This is a genomic window from Curtobacterium sp. Csp1 (assembly GCF_013347185.1).
The window spans coordinates 3,115,976-3,134,057 of sequence record NZ_CP054594.1; the positions used below are offsets into that span (position 1 = coordinate 3,115,976).

20 protein-coding genes and 1 pseudogene are annotated in these 18,082 nt (G+C 67.2%); 9 read left to right on the top strand and 12 right to left on the bottom strand.

Features of this window, described 5'->3' with window-relative positions:
- From HUN58_RS15000 to HUN58_RS15010, 3 genes are all read left to right on the top strand, one after another.
- Positions 1 to 624 (top strand): tyrosine-type recombinase/integrase (locus HUN58_RS15000; protein WP_208745738.1); only part of this gene is annotated, 624 nt, incomplete at its 5' end.
- Entirely contained in the window at positions 621 to 1,265 is a 645-nt protein-coding gene (locus tag HUN58_RS15005) for a hypothetical protein (protein WP_180225841.1), read from the top strand. The genes HUN58_RS15000 and HUN58_RS15005, both read left to right, overlap by 4 nt.
- A gap of 78 nt (positions 1,266 to 1,343) precedes the next feature.
- Positions 1,344 to 1,610 carry a hypothetical protein gene (locus HUN58_RS15010; protein ID WP_180225840.1) on the top strand — a complete coding sequence of 89 codons (267 nt, stop codon included), beginning with the start codon at positions 1,344 to 1,346 and terminating at the stop codon, positions 1,608 to 1,610.
- Positions 1,611 to 1,984: 374 nt separating this feature from the next.
- Here HUN58_RS15010 and HUN58_RS20290 read toward each other — a convergent pair whose 3' ends face one another.
- Positions 1,985 to 2,812 carry a G5 domain-containing protein gene (locus HUN58_RS20290; protein WP_217488540.1) on the bottom strand — a complete coding sequence of 276 codons (828 nt, stop codon included), beginning with the start codon at positions 2,810 to 2,812 and terminating at the stop codon, positions 1,985 to 1,987.
- Position 2,813: 1 nt separating this feature from the next.
- Between HUN58_RS20290 and HUN58_RS21080 the strand changes: the two are divergent.
- From HUN58_RS21080 to HUN58_RS15025, 3 genes and pseudogenes are all read left to right on the top strand, one after another.
- Positions 2,814 to 3,107 (top strand): annotated as a pseudogene (locus tag HUN58_RS21080) (DUF4236 domain-containing protein); the annotation flags it as partial.
- A gap of 39 nt (positions 3,108 to 3,146) precedes the next feature.
- Positions 3,147 to 4,019 (top strand): hypothetical protein, encoded by an 873-nt coding sequence (locus HUN58_RS15020; protein ID WP_254631509.1) that lies wholly within the window; start codon positions 3,147 to 3,149, stop codon positions 4,017 to 4,019.
- A gap of 216 nt (positions 4,020 to 4,235) precedes the next feature.
- Positions 4,236 to 6,059 (top strand): ATP-binding protein, encoded by a 1,824-nt coding sequence (locus tag HUN58_RS15025; protein ID WP_208745575.1) that lies wholly within the window; start codon positions 4,236 to 4,238, stop codon positions 6,057 to 6,059.
- Positions 6,060 to 6,156: 97 nt separating this feature from the next.
- On the opposite strand, the gene HUN58_RS15030 is transcribed toward HUN58_RS15025, so the two are convergent.
- On the bottom strand, positions 6,157 to 6,822 hold the full coding sequence (locus tag HUN58_RS15030) for an NUDIX domain-containing protein (RefSeq protein WP_208745576.1): 666 nt from the start codon (positions 6,820 to 6,822) through the stop codon (positions 6,157 to 6,159).
- An 88-nt stretch (positions 6,823 to 6,910) separates the two neighbouring features.
- Here HUN58_RS15030 and HUN58_RS15035 point away from each other — a divergent pair, with 88 nt between their 5' ends.
- A complete protein-coding gene (locus HUN58_RS15035; protein ID WP_180225093.1) occupies positions 6,911 to 7,852 on the top strand; it encodes an ADP-ribosylglycohydrolase family protein in 942 nt (313 codons plus the stop codon).
- An 82-nt stretch (positions 7,853 to 7,934) separates the two neighbouring features.
- Here the strand turns inward: HUN58_RS15035 and HUN58_RS15040 are convergent, their stop codons facing one another.
- From HUN58_RS15040 to HUN58_RS15060, 5 genes are all read right to left on the bottom strand, one after another.
- Positions 7,935 to 8,549 (bottom strand): TMEM175 family protein, encoded by a 615-nt coding sequence (locus HUN58_RS15040; protein WP_180225094.1) that lies wholly within the window; start codon positions 8,547 to 8,549, stop codon positions 7,935 to 7,937.
- Positions 8,550 to 8,678: 129 nt separating this feature from the next.
- On the bottom strand, positions 8,679 to 9,158 hold the full coding sequence (locus HUN58_RS15045) for a DUF4395 domain-containing protein (protein ID WP_180225095.1): 480 nt from the start codon (positions 9,156 to 9,158) through the stop codon (positions 8,679 to 8,681).
- Complete coding sequence (locus HUN58_RS15050; RefSeq protein ID WP_180225096.1) at positions 9,155 to 9,604, bottom strand: thioredoxin family protein; 450 nt, start codon at positions 9,602 to 9,604, stop codon at positions 9,155 to 9,157. Before HUN58_RS15050 ends, HUN58_RS15045 begins: the two co-directional genes overlap by 4 nt.
- Before the next feature lie 65 nt (positions 9,605 to 9,669).
- A complete protein-coding gene (locus HUN58_RS15055; protein WP_180225097.1) occupies positions 9,670 to 10,191 on the bottom strand; it encodes a hypothetical protein in 522 nt (173 codons plus the stop codon).
- Entirely contained in the window at positions 10,188 to 10,475 is a 288-nt protein-coding gene (locus tag HUN58_RS15060) for a very short patch repair endonuclease (RefSeq protein WP_217488541.1), read from the bottom strand. Before HUN58_RS15060 ends, HUN58_RS15055 begins: the two co-directional genes overlap by 4 nt.
- Before the next feature lie 284 nt (positions 10,476 to 10,759).
- Here HUN58_RS15060 and HUN58_RS15065 point away from each other — a divergent pair, with 284 nt between their 5' ends.
- Positions 10,760 to 10,981 carry a DUF1653 domain-containing protein gene (locus HUN58_RS15065; protein WP_254631510.1) on the top strand — a complete coding sequence of 74 codons (222 nt, stop codon included), beginning with the start codon at positions 10,760 to 10,762 and terminating at the stop codon, positions 10,979 to 10,981.
- 9 nt (positions 10,982 to 10,990) lie between these two features.
- On the opposite strand, the gene HUN58_RS15070 is transcribed toward HUN58_RS15065, so the two are convergent.
- The 5 genes from HUN58_RS15070 to HUN58_RS15090 all read right to left on the bottom strand — a co-directional run bounded on the left by HUN58_RS15070 (position 10,991) and on the right by HUN58_RS15090 (position 14,408).
- On the bottom strand, positions 10,991 to 11,650 hold the full coding sequence (locus HUN58_RS15070; RefSeq protein ID WP_152999492.1) for a hypothetical protein: 660 nt from the start codon (positions 11,648 to 11,650) through the stop codon (positions 10,991 to 10,993).
- Between the two features lie 5 nt (positions 11,651 to 11,655).
- The gene (locus HUN58_RS15075) at positions 11,656 to 13,110 is read right to left on the bottom strand and encodes a hypothetical protein (RefSeq protein ID WP_180225098.1); all 1,455 of its coding nucleotides are present in this window, start codon (positions 13,108 to 13,110) and stop codon (positions 11,656 to 11,658) included.
- Entirely contained in the window at positions 13,107 to 13,307 is a 201-nt protein-coding gene (locus tag HUN58_RS15080) for a hypothetical protein (protein WP_208745577.1), read from the bottom strand. The genes HUN58_RS15075 and HUN58_RS15080 overlap by 4 nt, the downstream gene beginning before the upstream one ends.
- Positions 13,308 to 13,377: 70 nt before the next feature.
- Positions 13,378 to 14,136 (bottom strand): ABC transporter ATP-binding protein, encoded by a 759-nt coding sequence (locus HUN58_RS15085; RefSeq protein ID WP_180225099.1) that lies wholly within the window; start codon positions 14,134 to 14,136, stop codon positions 13,378 to 13,380.
- Positions 14,137 to 14,153: 17 nt separating this feature from the next.
- Positions 14,154 to 14,408: a hypothetical protein gene (locus HUN58_RS15090; RefSeq protein ID WP_180225100.1), complete on the bottom strand. Its 255-nt coding sequence runs from the start codon at positions 14,406 to 14,408 to the stop codon at positions 14,154 to 14,156.
- Between the two features lie 114 nt (positions 14,409 to 14,522).
- Between HUN58_RS15090 and HUN58_RS15095 the strand changes: the two genes are divergently transcribed.
- The gene (locus HUN58_RS15095; RefSeq protein WP_180225101.1) at positions 14,523 to 18,044 is read left to right on the top strand and encodes a TM0106 family RecB-like putative nuclease; all 3,522 of its coding nucleotides are present in this window, start codon (positions 14,523 to 14,525) and stop codon (positions 18,042 to 18,044) included.
- Positions 18,045 to 18,082: the final 38 nt, after the last annotated feature.

An 18,082-nucleotide genomic window follows, 5' to 3' on the forward strand; every position in this document is an offset into this window, starting at 1 on the left:
CAGGCGTTGCTGCTGTTCGGGTTCGTCGGTGCGTTCCGCGAGTCCGAACTCACCGCCCTCACCGTCGCCGATCTCCGCCTCGTCGACGGCGAAGGCGTCTACGCCCGTGTCCGGAAGTCCAAGACCGACCAGGAGGGCGTCGGCCGGATCAAGGTGCTGCAGCAGGGCGCGAACCCGGTCACCTGCGCACCGTGCGCCTACGTGCGACTGTCCCGGCTGATGGCTGCGCAGGATGCCCGCGGGGAAACGGGCCTCTTCGCTGCGCTCACGGGTGCGAGTCTTGCCGTGCACGTGTGCGCGGACGGGCTCGGGTCGGATCGGTTGCCGGCGTCGATGCCGTTCTTCCGCGCTGTGTCGAAGTGGGGCTTGTTCCGGAACACGGGCATCAGCCCGACGACGGTCGGGAAGGCTGTCGCTCGCCGCGCGCACGCCGCGGGGCTTGGGGAGGACGGTTGGTCTGGGCACTCCCTCCGTGCAGGGTTCGTCACCGAAGCACGCAACGCCGGCGCCACGGATGTGGAGATCATGAACCAGACCCACCACACCAACGCCGCCACCCTGCAGATCTACGACCGCGAATACGCACCCCTGGTCCGCAACGCCGTCACCCGGATGCGGCTATGACACCCCAAACTTCCCCCAAACTCGGCCTTAAACTCGGGCCCGACAGTGAGGCGCTGCTCGAGGCGCACTGGGGTCGGTTCGTCGCGTGGTGTGAGGCGGCAGGTCACGAGTCGCTCCCGGCGACGGCCGCCACGATCGAGCAGTTCCTGACGCTGTTTCCCGGCAGCGCGTCGACGCAGCGGCTCCGCCGGCGCGCGATCCGCGGACACCACCTCGAAGCCGGCCTCCCGGACCCGATCCCCGTGGTGGAGGCGCGGGTGTGGCCGCGGCCAGAAGCCCCCGACCAGGCGGCCGTCGGAGAGGTGCTCGCGGTGATTCCGAAGTACCGGTACCCGATCGGGCTCCGCGGCCGCCGCGACGCCTTCCTCATCGTCCTCCTCGGGGTCCTCCACCTCACCCGTGAACAAGCCCGTACCATCACCCCTGCAGACGTCGCGGTGACGAGCATCATCCGGATCCGCGGCCACGTCCCGCCCTCAACCGATGACCCGGTGTCCTGTGCTGCCTGCGCGGTGACCCGGTGGCTGCGCGTCGTCGGACCGGCCTGGACTGGGTTCCGCGGCGATGTCGTCCGACTGCTCGACCCGACCAAGGGGAATCTGGACCGACATGACTGCGAGCAGCCGCTGCCGGGGGAGTAGCGTGGCGCGGAGCAGTTGCTGTTGCCGTTAGACGTCTACGGCTGGGCGCGTACCGGGGTGAGCCTGTCGGGACGGTCCATGACGAGCATCATCCCGAGCCGACGTGCAGCAGCCGCAGATGGCCCGATTGTGGAGACCCTCGGTGTGGTTGCGCGACAGACGTCGCGATTTGACGGGCTGTCGCTGCAGGAGACCTACACCGAGCTCGGCTGCACCGACGCCGCCGTTGATGTCGCGCTCACTCGAATCGCGGCCGTCTTGAACGACGCTCAAGCGCTCGACGCCGACCTGCTACACGCTGCTGCTCCACGCAAGCAGCAGATAGCAGCGGACAGCGACCACTAGCTTCGCTGATCACCGAAGCGACCGCCAAGCTTCTGCAGGGATCGGGCTGAGACGCGTGCGAGGCGCGAACGAACTCGTTCGCGCCTCGCACCGATCGTCAGAGGCAGCGCTTGCAGCGGTCCCAGTTATTCGTGCCAGGACGCTTGTTGCGGTCCGGGATCTGCTTACCTACTGGGCAGTTGCTGTCGTCGTGGTAGACGTCGGGGTCTGACTGGTTCGTTGAGTGGTACGTGGCGACTCGCATGATCGGCTCCTTTGCCATTGGCACTCACGAATGTGAGCATTACACACACCTTAGGAGCGGGCGCCGACAATCAGACCCGTTGTGTGACAGCGCGACGGGAGGGACGCTGCCGTTGGAGAGCGGGCCAACGTCACCTGTAGAACTTGGCGACACCTCCGTGATGCGAGCAGGCCCCTTGGTGGTGGGCGGCGTAGGAGAGCGTCCCGTCATTGCAGAGTGCGGTCGCTCCGCCACCATCGTCCGGTGCCGGTGCCGGTGCCGGTGCCGGTGCCGGTGCCGGTGCCGGTGCCGGTGCCGGTGCGGCCGGGGCGACATACGTTCCGATCGTGGTGACCTGAGCGACGGGTTGAGTCGTGACCGTCTCGCTGACCTGCTGACGGCTGGTCTCAACACCGTCCGTAAAGGTCACGCGGAACGTCGTTGTCCGGACGCCGTTCACGCCGGTGGTGGTGACGGTGGAGGTGCCCTGCGCGAGGGTGGCGCTTTCAACCGTGGTCGACTCGAACGGGATCGGCGTCGTCTCGGTGACGTCCTTCGTCGTGACGATCGGTGTCGGTGTCGGTGTCGGTGTCGGTGTTTTGTGTGGCGCTCTGGTTGCTGCAGGAGGCGACGAAACGGTTGGTGCTGGGTCGACCGCGGAGGCCGGCGCTGTCGGGTGTGTGGCGCCGAAGGCCGATCCGGATCCGAGGAGCACCACCAGGGCGAGTCCTGCCCCGAGGGCTGAAGCGGAGCGCTTCCGCGGGAGGCGGAGCCAGGTGGTGCGACGGAACAGCAGCCCGTAGATAGCCGTGAGGAGGACCATCAAGGCAGCCATCACCAGCATCGACCAGACACCACCCGACGCCAGCCCAAGGAGCGCAACCAGCAGCGTGCCGACCAATCCGACCCACGTCGACGGAACGATCTTCTTCCGAGGGGCGCCTTGTGCAGGTTCGTTGACGTCGGGGAGGGGTGGCATGATGCTCCTAATTGCTGAGGACTGCCCAAGTCTGCGTGAGCTCTCACCGCATCGCCTCATCCCAATTCGAGGGGTGGCAATCACCCCGCGCCGAAGCTGCGGGCGCTGCGGACGAGGCCGTCAGCAGGATGGGACACCGACGAGACGGGATAAGAACGTGGGGATCACGATCAGGCGAAGCGTGAAGGCGGGGCCGCTTCGGTTCAATCTGTCGAAGTCCGGACTCGGAGTCAGCGCTGGGATCCCGGGACTTCGGGTCGGCGCCGGGCCGCGGGGAAACTACGTACGTGTTGGCTCCGGGGGCACGTCGTATCTGTCCTCCTCAGGATCGCGAGTGCCTCGCATCGCACCGCCACACCCGCCGGTGCTGCAGGCCACCGCCGCTGTGGACATGAACGACGTCAGCGGCCTCACAGCACTCGATCTGCGTCCCACCGGTGGGGACGACATCGTCCAGCAGCTCAACACAGCAGCACGGCGTCCCCGATGGGGCTGGATCGCCGCGATCACCGCCTTCGTCCTCGGAGCAGCACTGCTGCCCTGGGGCTTCATCATTTGGGCGGTCGCCGTACCGGGATGCTGGTGGCTCTTCCTCCGCGACGCACTACGAAAGAACGTGGTCCTGCTCTACGACCTCGACGACGCTCCCGCTGTCTGGTTCGACCGGTTCACTACAGCGTGGAGCGCCACTGCTGCAAGCGACCGGCTGTGGCGCACCGTGGAGTCAGGCCGTGTCCAGACCACCTACCAACACAAAGCGAACGCTGGTGTCGGCGCGATCGTGCGTAGGGTGCCGGCCATGGCAAATATTGAGCAACCCAAGGGTCTCGCAACCAACGTCGACATCCCGACTTTGCGGGCCGGAAAGGACGCCCTGTACTTCCTGCCTGATCGCCTCCTGGTCTGCTCCGGCAAGCACTACTCAGACGTCTCCTACCGGCACCTCGCCGTGCGCCGATCCGTCACCCGCTACGTCGAACAGCCCGGCCAGGTCCCGAAGGACACCCAGCTCATCGACCAGACCTGGCAGTACGTCAACATCAAGGGCGGACCGGATCGTCGCTTCAAGAACAACCCGGTGCTCCCCGTCGTCCAGTACGGACAGCTCGAGCTCACCACAACGCACGGACTCGCCTGGAGCGTGCAGTCGTCGCGATCCACAGCGCTCGATGGAGCCGGCTCCCTGCTGCTGAACGTGCAAGCGTGACGTCGCTGCGAGCGTTGCACCATCTCTAGCCCCGTGCACGCATCCGTCGCAGTAGAACGCCTTGCCAGCTCAGAACTACGGGATACGGCCGCCCGGAAGGCGTGGCGCTGGGCATACCCCAAGGCAGCACCAACGCGACGAGAAGTGCACCCCGGATGGGTGTCATCGGTAGCGAAGTAGCTGACATAGGCTCAGTCTAGAGACAAAGGGGAAAAAATGATTTTAGATTCAGTGGCGATTAAGAATTTTCGGGGTTATACCGATGAGCAAGAGGTAGCTATTTCCAACCTTACCGCCATCGTGGGGCGGAACGATGTGGGTAAGTCGACAATATTGGAAGCTCTCGCTATATTCTTTGGCAGTGATATAGTCAAGCCTGAGGTAGGGGACCTCAATGTGACGACGGAGTCCGATGCTTTCGAAGTGACGTGTACGTTCAGCGACCTGCCCATAAATCTCATCTTAGATGCACAGGCGGAAACCTCCCTAGCAAACGAGTATCTCCTCACGAGTGATGCACGGCTGAAAATCAGGAAGCGGTGGACCTGCGCGGGAGGGAAGCCCAAGGAGGAGGTGTTTGTAATATGTGAACACCCTTCTGTGGACGGCCTGTCGGATTTGCTTCTTTTGACCAATACTGCATTGAAATCTCGGTTGTCGAAATTCCTGACCGCTGAACAGGTGGCAGCCGTGAACAAGTCAAATAATCCGGCTATGCGTCAAGCGCTCTGGGGATCGAGGGCATCGCTTGCACCAATAGAACAGGAGGTGCCTGTCTCCAAGGAGGACTCTAAGCGTATCTGGGAGCGGCTGGCACCGATGTTGCCCCACTTTGCGTTGTTCCAATCGGACAGAGCCAGTCGCGATTCCGATAATGAAGTACAGGACCCAATGAAGCTAGCCATCGCCTCGGCGCTTGCGGAGGCCGATGTGCAGGACGCACTTGCGCGAGTTGTTGGCACCATTCGTGATCGCGCCACTGAGCTAGCGGCCCGGACTCACGCTGCACTCGGAGAGCTGGACCCTAATCTCGCCGATGGGCTAGTTCCGGACTTCAAGAGTGATCCCCGTTGGGCGAGTCTTTTCAGTATCACCCTCGGAGGTGCCGACGGGATTCCTATCAACAAGCGGGGCAGTGGAGTTAGACGGCTCGTCCTGGTCAGCTTCTTCCGGGCAGAAGCCCAGCGTCAAATGGAAGAAGGTTCGAAGCGAAGCGTCATCTACGCGGTCGAGGAGCCCGAAACGTCCCAGCATCCCAAGAATCAGAAGGTGTTGCTGGAAGCGTTCCGCGAGATGGCTCGTGCTGACGGGTGCCAAGTCCTACTTACGACTCACAGCCCTGGCTTGGCTGGCCACCTTCCGGCGGAAAGCCTTCGGTTTGTTTCAAAGACAACGAACGCAGGTCCTCGTGTTAACGCTGCGAACGCAACCTCGTGGGACGCCATGGCTGAAGAGCTAGGTATTTTGCCCGACGACCGTGTTCGAGTCCTGGTCTGCGTTGAGGGACCTCACGATGTGGCGGGCCTAAGCGGCTTGAGTCATGCGCTTCACAGGGAAGACGATACCCTGATTGACCTCAGTGTTGATAAACGGTTTGCTTTTGTCCCACTGGGCGGGGGTACTCTTCAGCAATGGGTTTCCAAGCGGTATTTGCAGGGGTTTGGACGTCCCGAGTTTCACCTGTATGACAACGACGTCGCAAAATATCAACAAGTTGCAGACCAAGTAAACGCTCGAAATGACGGGTCCTCTGCTCGGCTCACCATTCGGCGCGAGTTGGAGAATTATCTGCATCCGGACGTCATCAAGGATGTCCTTGGTGTTGAAATTGCATTTGGAGAGAGCGACGATGTGCCGGCTATCGTCTCCAGTGCTGTCGCAGCGGATCAGACGCGTTCGCCGCTCAATCCCAAGACCGTTAAGAGTAAGCTCGCGGACCGGGCTTACGCGAGGATGACGGCGGATCGCATCGACGACATCGGGGCGACTGAGGAGATCCGATCTTGGCTGCACGAACTGTCGAACATGGCGTCCAGCTGAGGATGTGCGCCGCGGCATGCAGGGACCGCGATCGCTGACATAAGAGCCGGTTATAGGTCACTCGGCGTGCGCGAGTCCTAGGCCCGTCCGAAGAGACTCAGCGGGGGTGTGGACCCGAAATCTGCCTCCACACCCCCGCCGGCTTCCCCGGCCCCTCCGCCCGCTTCCCCTCCGCCGCCACGAGCATCGGCACCATCGCCCGCCGGAACGAGTCCGGCAACAACGCCCGTCCCGCCACGGCTTCGTGCATCCGCCGCAGCTCCGTCATCGTGAACGGCTCCGCCACGAGCCCGCACGGATCGGGAGCCGCCTCGTACGAGGCCCGCAACCGCGTCACCGCCACGGCCACGATGTCGTCGTGCCCGTGCACCATCCCCGTCGCCGCGGCGACCGGCACGAGCCGCACCCGCGACCCGCCCAGCCCTGAGGCCAGCGACGAGAACGGCACCACGTCGAGGTGCCCGACCGACATCACCCACCCCCGGCTGTCCCGCTCCGGATCGTCGAACACCTGCAACTGCTCCGGCGCCAACCCCGTAACGCCGGCCTTCGCCTGCAGCGACCGCAGCACGGCGTCGGCCAACCGCTCGCCCTCGTGCACGAACGTCCCCGGCAGTCGCCAGTCCCCGTCGACCGCGTCTCGAACCTGTAGCACGGACAGCTCGTCCTCCACAGCCACCGTCAGCACGGCGGTGTCCACAGCTACCGAGGGTCGCGGGTAGTCGACCAGGCGCTTTCCGGCAGCATCGCGGTACTCACTCACGACGACGAGTTTACGCACGCTTGCGCAAACCGCGACCGCATGCCACGATCGTGTTTACGCAGAAGCGCGCAAACCAGGGGAGGCGCTCATGAACACCACCGCACACGACCGCGCGATCGGCGCCGTGCTCGGCTCCGCCGCGGGCGACGCCCTCGGCGCCGGCTACGAGTTCAAGCCGGCCGTGCCGGAACCCACACCCATCCGCATGGCTGGCGGCGGCTCCTTCGGCTGGGCGCCGGGGGAGTGGACCGACGACACGAGCATGGCCGTCCCGATCCTCCGCACCCTCGCCCGCGGCGGCGACCCCGCCGACGAGTCCTCGCTCGACGGCCTCGTCGCCGCCTGGGCAGCGTGGGCACAGACCGCCCCCGACGTCGGCATCCAGACACGCAACGTGCTCACCGGCCTGGAGGCACGCACCGCCGCCCACAGTCGCGCTGCGGCCCGACAGGAACACGACTTCAAGGGCCAGTCCGCCGGGAACGGCTCGCTCATGCGCACGGCTCCGCTGGTGCTCGGCTACCTCCGCGACGAGGACGGTGAAGAGGCGAAGCTCGCCGAGGCTGCGCGCGCGATCAGCGACCTGACCCACTTCGAGGCGGACGCCGGCGACGGCTGCGTCCTCTGGTGCGTCGCGATCCGGCACGCGGTGCTGAACGGAGAGCTCGACATCCTCCGCGGGCTGGAGCTGCTCGACCTCGACCGCCGCCAGCTCTGGGCGGAGCGACTCGTCCGCGCCGAGCATGCCGAGCCGGTCGACTACACCGGCTCGAACGGCTGGGTCGTGTCCGCGCTCCAGGCCGCGTACGCCGCTGTCATGAAGAGCACGACCCTCGAGGACGCCCTCGTCCGCGCGGTCCGCACCGGCAACGACACGGACACCGTGGCTGCGATCGCCGGGGGCCTGGCGGGAGCGCTGTACGGAGCTTCGGCGCTCCCGGCCGAGTGGCGCGAGCTGCTCCACGGGTGGCCGGCCCTGCGGGCGGACGACCTCGTCGCCCTCAGCGAGCAGGCCCTCGCGGCACGGTAGCGGTGGCAGGGCCCGGGTCGGAGGATGCTGTGGGGGGATCCTCCGGCCCGGCCCCACCTCGCGAGCCCGGCGGGAGTCGAACTCAGCGGCGACGGTCCTCGGCCGACCGCAGCGGCCGCGCGACCGTTCCCTGCAGCAGGAGCAGCAGCACCCAGAGCATGCCGACCGTGGGGAACAGGACGGCCAGCACCAGTGCGAGGGCGAGCAGCCCAGCGGCGATCAGGCCTTTGCGGACGTCGGGCAGCGGACTCGACAGCAGCTCGGGGGAGCGACGGAGCGTGTATTCGATCGCGGTCAGGCTCAGGCTGGTCACGAGCATCGTGCCGAGGTACAGCGCGTACGTCAGCCGGTCGTCCTCCTTCCCGGCGTTGAGCAGGTTCGCCGCGAACGGCAGGAACACGATGCTGATCAACCACACGAAGTTCAGCCGCAGCACCCTCGGGCTGTACGACTGCACGTGCTCGAACACCTGGTGGTGCAGGGTCCAGAACCGCGAGATCACCCAGAACGTCACGACGAACGCGATGATCGCGGGCCAGTGCTCGGCGAGGAGCGAGCCGACGCTCTCGCCGTCGCGCAGCTCGCCCGCCAGGTCCACCAGCGGCAGCACCAGCAGGGTGATGGCGATGGCGACGGTCGCGTCGGAGAAGTTCACGAGACGGTCGAGGCCGCGTTCGGTCCGTGCCGGTGCGCTCATGATCGCGAGTCTAGGGAACTGACGGACGCTCGGACTGGAGGCACGGATCACCCTGCCAGCGCGACGTGCGTCGCGCAGGTGGTCCGATCCTCCAGGCCGGTTGCCGGTAGTCCTGCGGACCGGCGGCCGTCAAGCGGCGCTGCGTCGCGGGCGGAACACGCCCGCCCGGACCAGCCACACGTACATCAGGCAGCCGATGCAGACGTCGAAGACGGCGTTGAGGAACGCGGCGACCAGTGCGATCGCGGCGCCGACCGGTGCGGCGTAGGGGACGCCGACCAGGGCGAGCACGAGGGCGAGGGCCGTGATGACCAGGCCGACCTGCTGGGCGAAGGTCGGGGGCTCGGGGGCCTCGAGCTCGGCGGGCGGTGCGAGCCTTGGCCGGACGACGCGGCGGAACAGTGCACCGTACGGGTGGCGGCGGATGCCCGCGAGGCCGCCGATCGCGAAGAACACGACGATGACGGCCAGCAGCACGATGCCGGCGCCCCACGTGGCGGGCACGAGGGTCAGGATGATCGTCGCCGCGAGGAGCACGGTCGTGATCGCGGCGCCGAAGCGGGGCGAGCGCGGGTCGATCCCGCGGGCGGTGTCGTTCGTGGTGGTCATCGGGACTCCCGGGATCCGGTGGTCAGGACGGTGTCGAGTGCGGCGGCGAGCTCCGCGGGGCGGGGCGGCCCGCCGAAGCGGGTGCGGACGGTGCGGTCGGCGTCCAGGAGCAGGACCGTCGGGGTCTGCATGACGTCGAAGCGGCGCGCGAGCTCGGGCCGTTCGGCGAGGTCGACCTCGATGCGGCGGACGCCCTCGTGGCGGTCGGCGACGGCGTCGAGCTGGCGGCGAGTGGCCGGGCAGCGGGCGCAGGTCGGCGTGGAGAACTGGACGAGGGTCGCCGCGTAGCCGTAGTCCTCCACTGCGGCGAGGTCGTCGGTGCGCGGGGTGCCCGTCGTGGTTGCGGCAGTGCGGGCCCGGCCGGTGCGCTGGCGCAGCACGAGGCCGATCACGGTCGCGAGGGCGAGGACCCCGACGAGCACGGCGATCGCGGTTCCGACGGTCATGCGGCGACGCTACGCCCGACCGGTGACGCTCGAGGGAACGTGTCGCTCCGTGACACGGGCGGGGATCAGTCTGGGATGCCGAGCCGCTCGCACTCGGCCCACTCCTTGGGGCGGCGCTCCGCGAGCCAGGCCGTGAACTCCTGGAAGCCGCGGTAGTTCGTGAAGATCATGAACTGCTTCTTCTTGCGGTCGTTCCACGCGGTCAGGCTGACGAACCGCTGTCCGCCGCCGTTCGACTGCGTGGCGTAGCGGAGCGTGCGGATGTCGTCGACCTCGCGGCGGAGGAGCTTGCCGAAGCCGGACTTCACGTCGTAGTGACGGTCGTACACGTCTACCCGGGTGGCGCCGAGCGCGAGACCGAAGAGCAGGAGCAGCGTGCCGAGCACGGCCATGATGCCGAAGGACGTACCGTCGGCTCCCGGGCCGGCGAGCTGCTGGACGATGAAACCGGGGATACCGATGATCGCCGTGACAGCGCCGAGTCCGATGAAGATGACGCCCGGGAAACGCGGGCGCCGGACCACGAACAGGGGCCCCTTGCCCTTGGTCGTCTCGGTACCGCCCCAGGTGTTCGTCTGCTCGCTCATCGATTCCCCTCCGTCGGACACCGTACCGGGATCGGCGGGTGCTCGGCCCGGCGAGCGATGGCGTGCCACTGGTCGAGGACTTCCTCGACGCGATCGGCGGTCTCGGCCGGGTCGTCGTGCTCCCACGCGCGGACGACCCGCCAGCCCTCGCGCACCAGGATCGCCTCGTTGCGGGCGTCGCGCTGCCGGTTCGCGAGGAGCTTGCGGCGCCACAGTTCGGCGTTGGTCTTCGGCAGGTGGGTGTGGTCCGGGCAGAAGTGCCAGAAGCAACCGTCGACGAACACGGCGACGCGCGCGCGTGAAGACGAGGTCGGGGCGGACCCGGCACCGGGAGCTCACCGGGCGGTCGACGAAGAACCGGCGGCCTCGGAGGTGGAGCTCACGGCGGACGGCGAGCTCGGGCGCGGTGTCCCGCCGGCCGAACCGGGCCATGTGGCGGCGGCGGGCGTCGTCGGCCTCCCAGCGGTCCATTGCCTCAGCGTTCCATCTGGGATCGGACGGGCTGACGGGCCACCGTTGATCTGTGGACGACCCGGCTCCTGCACCGCGCGCCGATAGCATCGGCCCGGTGAGCAGCGACGTGACCCCCGGTCGGTACCGCCACTTCAAGGGCGGCGAGTACGAGGTGGTCCTCGTCGCGCGGGACGTCGAGACCGAGGAGCCGGTGGTCGTCTACCAGGCGCTCTACGGCGAATGCGGACACTGGGTCCGGTCCCTCGCGGACTTCACCGCGCACGTGTCCCGCGACGGTTACGACGGGCCGCGATTCATGAAGGTGGATGGGTGCTGACGGCCTCGCTCAGGGGCGTTTGCGCGCGATTTCGATGAGCGCATCCCGGAGATTCGCTCCGTCCCCGGTGGGAAGCAGGAGCGTCACGAGATGAGCCGCCCCGATCGCCGTCAACACGATGATCACTAGTGGGTGTGGCGCGAAGGGCATCAGCGCCAGACATCCGATGGCAACACAGCACGGACCGGAGACGATGACGATGATGTCCGGGACCGGAGCAAGCCGTGAACGCACGATGTGGGCGAAGCCGAGTCGAGCGACAAGGTGAACATGAGGTCGGGTCGGGGAGACAACCGCGAGCGCGGCGAGATGACCGAGCTCGTGACAGAGATTGGTCGCGACGAGAGCAACAACGATGACGAGCGGAGCAAGCGTGATCGAGGTTGCGGCTGTTGCCAACGCAAAGGAGGCGGCGAGTGTCAGAGGGCCCGAGGCGGAAAGAACAAGGAGGGCGGCGAGAAGGAAGTAGCATCTGAGCTCTGCCGCTGAGCCCACTGCTGCGATCGGCCGACCTCGTAGCCCGCGGAACAGCTTTCGTTCCCGCTCGACGAGGAACGCGTTCTCGAGAGCCGCTGCACGCTGTGCCGTCGTTTGCATGGGTACCGTTACCGAGAACTCGCGACATTCGATACCGCCGGACACTGCGTTGCAGCAGGATGGCAGCCTCATCGGGCTCACCGTGATCGTGTCAGACGCTGACTTGTCAGCGCGGAGGAGGCGAGGAAGAGCGACGTGAGGACGACGCTGACGAGGCGTGCAAGTTGCTCGGAGGTTTCGCTGAGCCACAAGATCAGCGTGCTCGCCGTCAGGGTGATCACGGTCGTCACGACGAGACCGACGCTTCCGGACAGCGGCTGTGCGTCACTCCACGGGACGAGGACGCCCGCGACTGCCGCCGCGCTGAACAGAAGAGCGCCACGGAAGGCCATGCTGACGACGTCTTCAGAGCGGACTATCCCAAGCGCCTGAGCCAGGCCTGTCAGTGAGGTGAAGACGACGGCTGCAGTGCCGGCATGGGCGAGAGAGGTGGGCAGTACCCACCAACCCCGGGTCCTTCCGAGGGGCGGTCCGAGCCAGTTCAACGGGAGCACGCGTCCAGGGGCGAACAAGATGAGCGCGCAGCCCGCTGTGGGCGCTGCAGCCGCGAGACTGTCTCGGAGTTCGGTCGGCAGCGATGAAGGGAACGTCCACGCCGCGGAGAACAAGAGGCACAGCGCCCCCGCGATCGCAAGGAAGCTCTGGGGTGCTCGGATTGTGATCAGCAGATGAACGATCATCGTTCCGGACGCTCCGCCGACAAGTCTGTTCGACGGAAATAGGGCGCGACCTGGAGGGGATGTCTTGACCGTGGGCAGACGGGCGGATGCCCACAGGATGGCCACAGCGACAGCAGGTACCGCGACCAGCGAGAGCCAGGTGAGGGGAGATTCGGGGGCGACCGCGACGTCAGTGGTGAGTCGTGCGAGCGTCAGGCTCTGCCCCGGGCCCGACAACGACAGGGGAGAGATGACCCCAGGGCCGAAGGTTGCCAGTGCCGCGCCGATGGTGATCGCGCCACTCACCGATGAAGCGACCGCGCCGGGCATTCGAAGTAGTCCGCGGCACACGCGCGCGGTGACGTGCAGAACGCTGTGTGCGAGAGCCAGCACGACGGCCATGGCGATGAAGAAGGCGAGTAAGAATCGTGCGGACTCGACTGCGGTCAAGATGCGGAACACCAGCAGCACCGTGGGCATGCTGAGTGCCACAGCGCCGATCGCTGCGATGCCGGTTATCGGGATCGATGTGCCGATTGACCGGGCGCTGCTGGTCACCGGCAATAGGCAAAGGAGATGATCTAGGGACGAACGCGCAGGACATGTGAGCGCGAGGATCACTGCTACCAGCGCGGTACTCAGGAGTGAACCGGAGGTAGCAGTTTCGATCATGAGTCGTGCGACGCTCTTCGGGATGTCCCCGTGCAACGAGGAGATCGTCGTGATGCCGAGAGTCGTTCCAAGTGCGAGGGCCCCCGCACCGACCGTCACGGCGCTGACGATCACCCGGCGACGTGAGACGTCGAATGCACCGGCGAGCTCGGACAGCCACATCAAGCCGGTAGCGCGCGCTACCGTTCCGATCTGTCTCATCGACTTCGCCGTCGAGATCGCCCGGCGAGGGTGTAGGCGACAGCGACGACGATGACGATGACAGCCAGACCGAAGCCGTTCGGAACGAACTCGATTGAAGGTAGGCCGTTCTCCTCCCCAACAGTGGCAGAGAAGACCATTGGAATCGCGGTGGTGGCGCTCGTCAGCGCTGAGAGCGCAATGGTCGCGATGATCAAAAGAAATGCAACGGTCAACCCGAGGACAAGGCCCAGGGATACTCTCGATGTCGTTTTCATTGTTTTCCGTTCATCGTGGGTCGAACAACGCGCCGAGGCGCAGGTCGCGAGCCGCGAGTGTCGACGCGGTCTTCGTCCTCTCTGAGAAACACAGCCCGAGGGAGCCGTACTCAGTAACGATCTCATGAGTGCTGCCTTGTACCACTGTCTTGCCCGAGTGGAGCATGGTGACGGCTCCGCAGTGCGCCTCGGCCCGAAGCAGATCATGCGTGGCCATCAGGACTGCGCCCCCGCGGGCGGTGAAGAGCGTGATACAGGTGCGAAGTACCTCGCTCGTGTCTGGATCGAGACCACGGAAAGGCTCGTCGAGGATGAGGAGGGAAGGGCTGTGCATGAGGGCGCAGATGAGCTGCACCTTGCGTTTCATCCCGTGCGAGTACGACGACATTGGTTGATTGAGCGCCCAGCGAAGGTCGAGAACGTGAGCAAATTCTTGTGCACGGGCCGAATCGTCACGTCGTCGCAGGGAGTCGTGGAGGCGAAGGTATTCTCGGCCGGTCAGTGATTGTGGCAGAGGAAGATCGTCGGGGGCGAGGCCGAATCGTCGGCGAGAGGCCGCTCGGCTGACAGGCTCTCCATCGTGCAGTACGACCCCTTTGTCTGCGTCGATGATCCCGGTGATCACATGCAGTGCGGTGCTCTTGCCCGAACCGTTGGAGCCGAGGAGCCCGTGAACACTGCCTGGGGACAGAGAGAGCGAGAAGTCGCTCAAGGCCAGCCGACGGCCGAACGCCTTCGTGATCTCGGTCACCTCGAGGACTGGGTCCACGGAGCCCTCGTTGACACTCACTTTCGGCAGTAGACCTTCCAGGTGCCCCCGGTGCTGAAGCTCGGCATGTCCATCGCTGGGTACATCCCTTTGTTCTGGCAAGTGATCCACCATGCGGTCACCAAGCCGGCCGCTATGAGCAAAGCGATCGCGATGATGACGAGCACGACCACACGGTCCTGCTTCAGTGCCATGCGCTGTCGCGCAGCCTCAATGCCACCGACGACCATGCCTTGCGCGTGGACCGTCCCACCGAGCACGAGATTCGACATGAATCCTCCCTTTCTGTTTGTTCGTTAACGTAGCACACGTGGTATTCCGGTCCAGAAAGTTTGTCGGCGGCCGCCCCTAGGCTCGTCAGCGCACCAGACGAGACGGGGGAGCGCATGCAGATCGGCGTCGACGAGCAGGTCCTGCTCAGCCCGAGCGACCTCAGCACGTGGGCGTCCTGCGAGTGGGCGTTCCTCCGCCGGCTCGACGCCAAGCTCGGTCGCGGTGGACCCCTGCCCGACGAGCACGACGACATGCTCGAGCGCACCGCACGCCTGGGTGACCAGCACGAGCTCGACTACCTCGACATCCTCAAGCAGACCCGGGACGTCTTGGAGTTCGACCGACCCGCTCCGCGTGACTACGAGACAGCAGCGCGACAAGCGTTGGACGCCTTCGACAAAGGCGCCGACGTGCTCTACCAGCCGACCTTCTTCGAGCCGCCGACCCCTGACCGCCCTGGCTTCATCGGCTTCGCGGACTTCATCGTCCGGAACGAAGCGGGTGAGTACGAGGTCTACGACACCAAGCTCGCCCGGCACGCGAAGATCAGCGCCCTGCTCCAGCTCGCCGCCTACGCGGAACGGATGCAGGCGCACGGCATCCCGACGGGCCGCCAGGTGCACCTCGTCCTCGGCGATCGGACGACGACGACGCACGACCTCGGCGACATCGCCCCGGTCTACCGGACGCAGCGCACCGAACTCGAGCGGGTCATCGCCGAGCGGATGGCGGAACACGATGAGCTGCGCTGGGGCGACCCGCGCTACTCCAGCTGCGGGCGCTGCACCATCTGCCAAAGCCAGGTGCAGCAGCACCGCGACCTGGTCCTCGTCGCCGGGATGCGCCTCGACCAGCGCTCGAAGCTGATCCGGCAGGGGGTGCGGACGATCGACGACCTGGCGGACCGCACCGCGGCGGTGCCAGGCCTGTCGCGGTCGACGCAGGATCGGCTGGTTCGTCAGGCGCGCCTCCAGACCGAGAGTGAAGCCGAACAGCACGCGCACCGCGGAACCGGCCACGCGACCAAGCCGCGCTTCGAGGTCCTCGACCCGCGCGCGCTCGACGCGATCCCTGCACCCGACGCGGGCGACGTGTTCTTCGACTTCGAGGGCGACCCCCTGCACACCGAGGACGGCGTGCACTGGGGACTCGACTACCTGTTCGGCCTGGTCGACGACCGAGCCGCGTTCACGGCGTTCTGGGCGCACACGATCCGCGACGAGCGGCAGGCGCTGGTTGACTTCCTCGCGTTCGTGCAGGAGCGCCGCGAGCAGCACCCGGGCATGCACGTCTACCACTACGCGGCCTACGAGCGGACGCACCTGCTCTCCCTCGCCGCCCGGCACGGCGTCGGCGAGGACGTCGTCGACGACCTGCTCCGCGCGGGGGTCCTCGTCGACCTGTACCCGATCGTCCGCAAGGCCCTGGTGGTCGGGAGCCACAGCTACTCGATCAAGAAGCTCGAGCCGCTCTACATGGGCGACGACCTGCGGCTGAGCGACGTCACGAACGCCGCGGACAGCATCACCGCCTACGTCGACGCGATCGAGGAGCTCCGGAACGGCGACCCGGCCGCGGGGCAGCACATGCTCGACGAGGTCGCGGACTACAACGCCTACGACTGCCGTTCGACGCTGCGGCTGCGGGACTGGCTCCTGTCGCTGCGGCAGGCAGCGCCCGCTGCGCCGGTGCAGCCCGAGGAACTCCTGCCGCCGATCCCGGTCGAGCGCGAACCGAACCCCGTCTACACGGCGCTCGCCGCGGAGCTGGCGGACGTCGACCCCCTCGACCGCGACGCCGACCAGACCGCGCTGGCGCTCGCCGCCGCCGCGATCGACTACCACCGCCGCGAGGCGAAGACCTTCTGGCAGGACCACTTCGACCGCCTCCGGAACCCCGTCGACGACTGGGCGGACACGCGGGACGTCCTGGTGGTCGAGCGGGCGTCGGTCGAGCGCGACTGGGGCACGCTGCCGCGTGCCCGCTCGCAGTCGCGGGAGATCCGGTTGTCGGGGACGCTCGCGCCCGGCTCGCGGATCCGGCCTGGAGGCACGCCCCACCTCGTCTACGACGACCCGCTCCCGCTGTCGGTCACCGCTCCGGCCCCCGGGTCGAAGGGTGCGTCGGCTCGCGCGGTCGTGCTCGACGCGTCCGAGAACGGCGAGGCGTTCGAGGTGCTGGTCAAGGAGAGCCTGCCGGTCGGTGGCGGGGAGCCGCACGCCGAGTTCCCGGTCGCGCTCGCCCCCGCGGCCCCGCCCCGTGCGAAGCCCCAGCCCGAGGCGATCGCCGAGTGGGGGCAGGAGGTGCTCGACGCGCTCCCGGCGATGCTGCCCGACCCCGCTCTGGACCTGCTCCGTCGGGTCCCGCCGCGGGGAGCGCTCGCCGCCGTGCAGGGCGACGACACCGTGTCCGCCGTGGTCGCGACGTTGCTCGGCCTCGACCGGTCGTACCTCGCGATCCAGGGCCCCCCGGGCACCGGCAAGACATACGTCGGCTCGAACGTCGTCGCCCGACTCGTCCGCGAGCACGGCTGGCGCGTCGGGGTCGTCGGGCAGTCGCACGCGACGTCGGAGAACTTCCTCGCGTCCGTCGTGGGTGCCGGAGTGACCGCCGACCGGGTCGTGAAGGTCCCGAAGTCCGGCGCGACCGAGGACGAGCTCGAATCCGCCGCGTGGACCCCCGTGAAGAACAACGCCGCCGTCGCAGCGTTCCTGTCCTCGTGCGCACAGACCGGCACCGGGGGCGTCGTCGGCGGGACCGCGTGGACGTTCGCGAACGAGGGCACGATCCCGCGGCGCTCCCTCGACCTGCTCGTCGTCGACGAGGCCGGGCAGTTCTCGCTCGCCCCGACCATCGCGTCCTCGATCGCCGCGACCCGCCTGCTCCTGCTCGGCGACCCGCAGCAGCTGCCGCAGGTCTCCCAGGGGTCGCACCCGGAGCCGGTCGACCAGTCGGCGCTCGGCTGGCTCGCCGACGGGGAGCACGTGCTGCCCGCGGAGTTCGGCTACTTCCTCGCCCGCACTCGCCGGATGGAGCCCGCGCTGACCGTCGCGGTGTCCGGTCTGTCGTACGACGGGCAGCTGGCGTCGATGGTGTCCGGCCGGCACCTCGACGGCATCGACCCTGGTGTCCACCCCGTGTCGGTCGTGCACGCCGGGAACACGACGTCCTCGGTCGAGGAGGCCGAGCGGGTCGTGGCCCTCGCCCGGGACGTCGTCGGTCGGACCTGGACCGACGGGGACACCTCGCGCGTGCTCACCGACGAGGATGTCATCGTCGTCGCGCCCTACAACGCGCAGGGTGCCGTGATCCGCGAGGCACTCGACGCCGCCGGGCTCCGCGCGACGCAGGTCGGCACCGTGGACATGTTCCAGGGACGCGAGGCCGTGGTGTCGATCACATCGCTCGCGGCCTCGAGCGCGGCGGACATCCCGCGGGGGCTGGACTTCCTGCTCATGCCGAACCGGCTGAACGTGGCGCTGTCCCGGGCGAAGTGGGCGGCGTACCTCGTGCACTCACCCGCGCTGACCACCGGGCTGCCGCCGTCGATCGCCGGGCTGTCCCTGCTCTCCCGGTTCATCGAGCTCGTCGAGCCGCGGTCGCAGCGGGAGGACCCGGTTCCGGCCCGCACCTGACCGACCTGGTCAGCGGACCCGGGGCGCGTTGCTCCCGA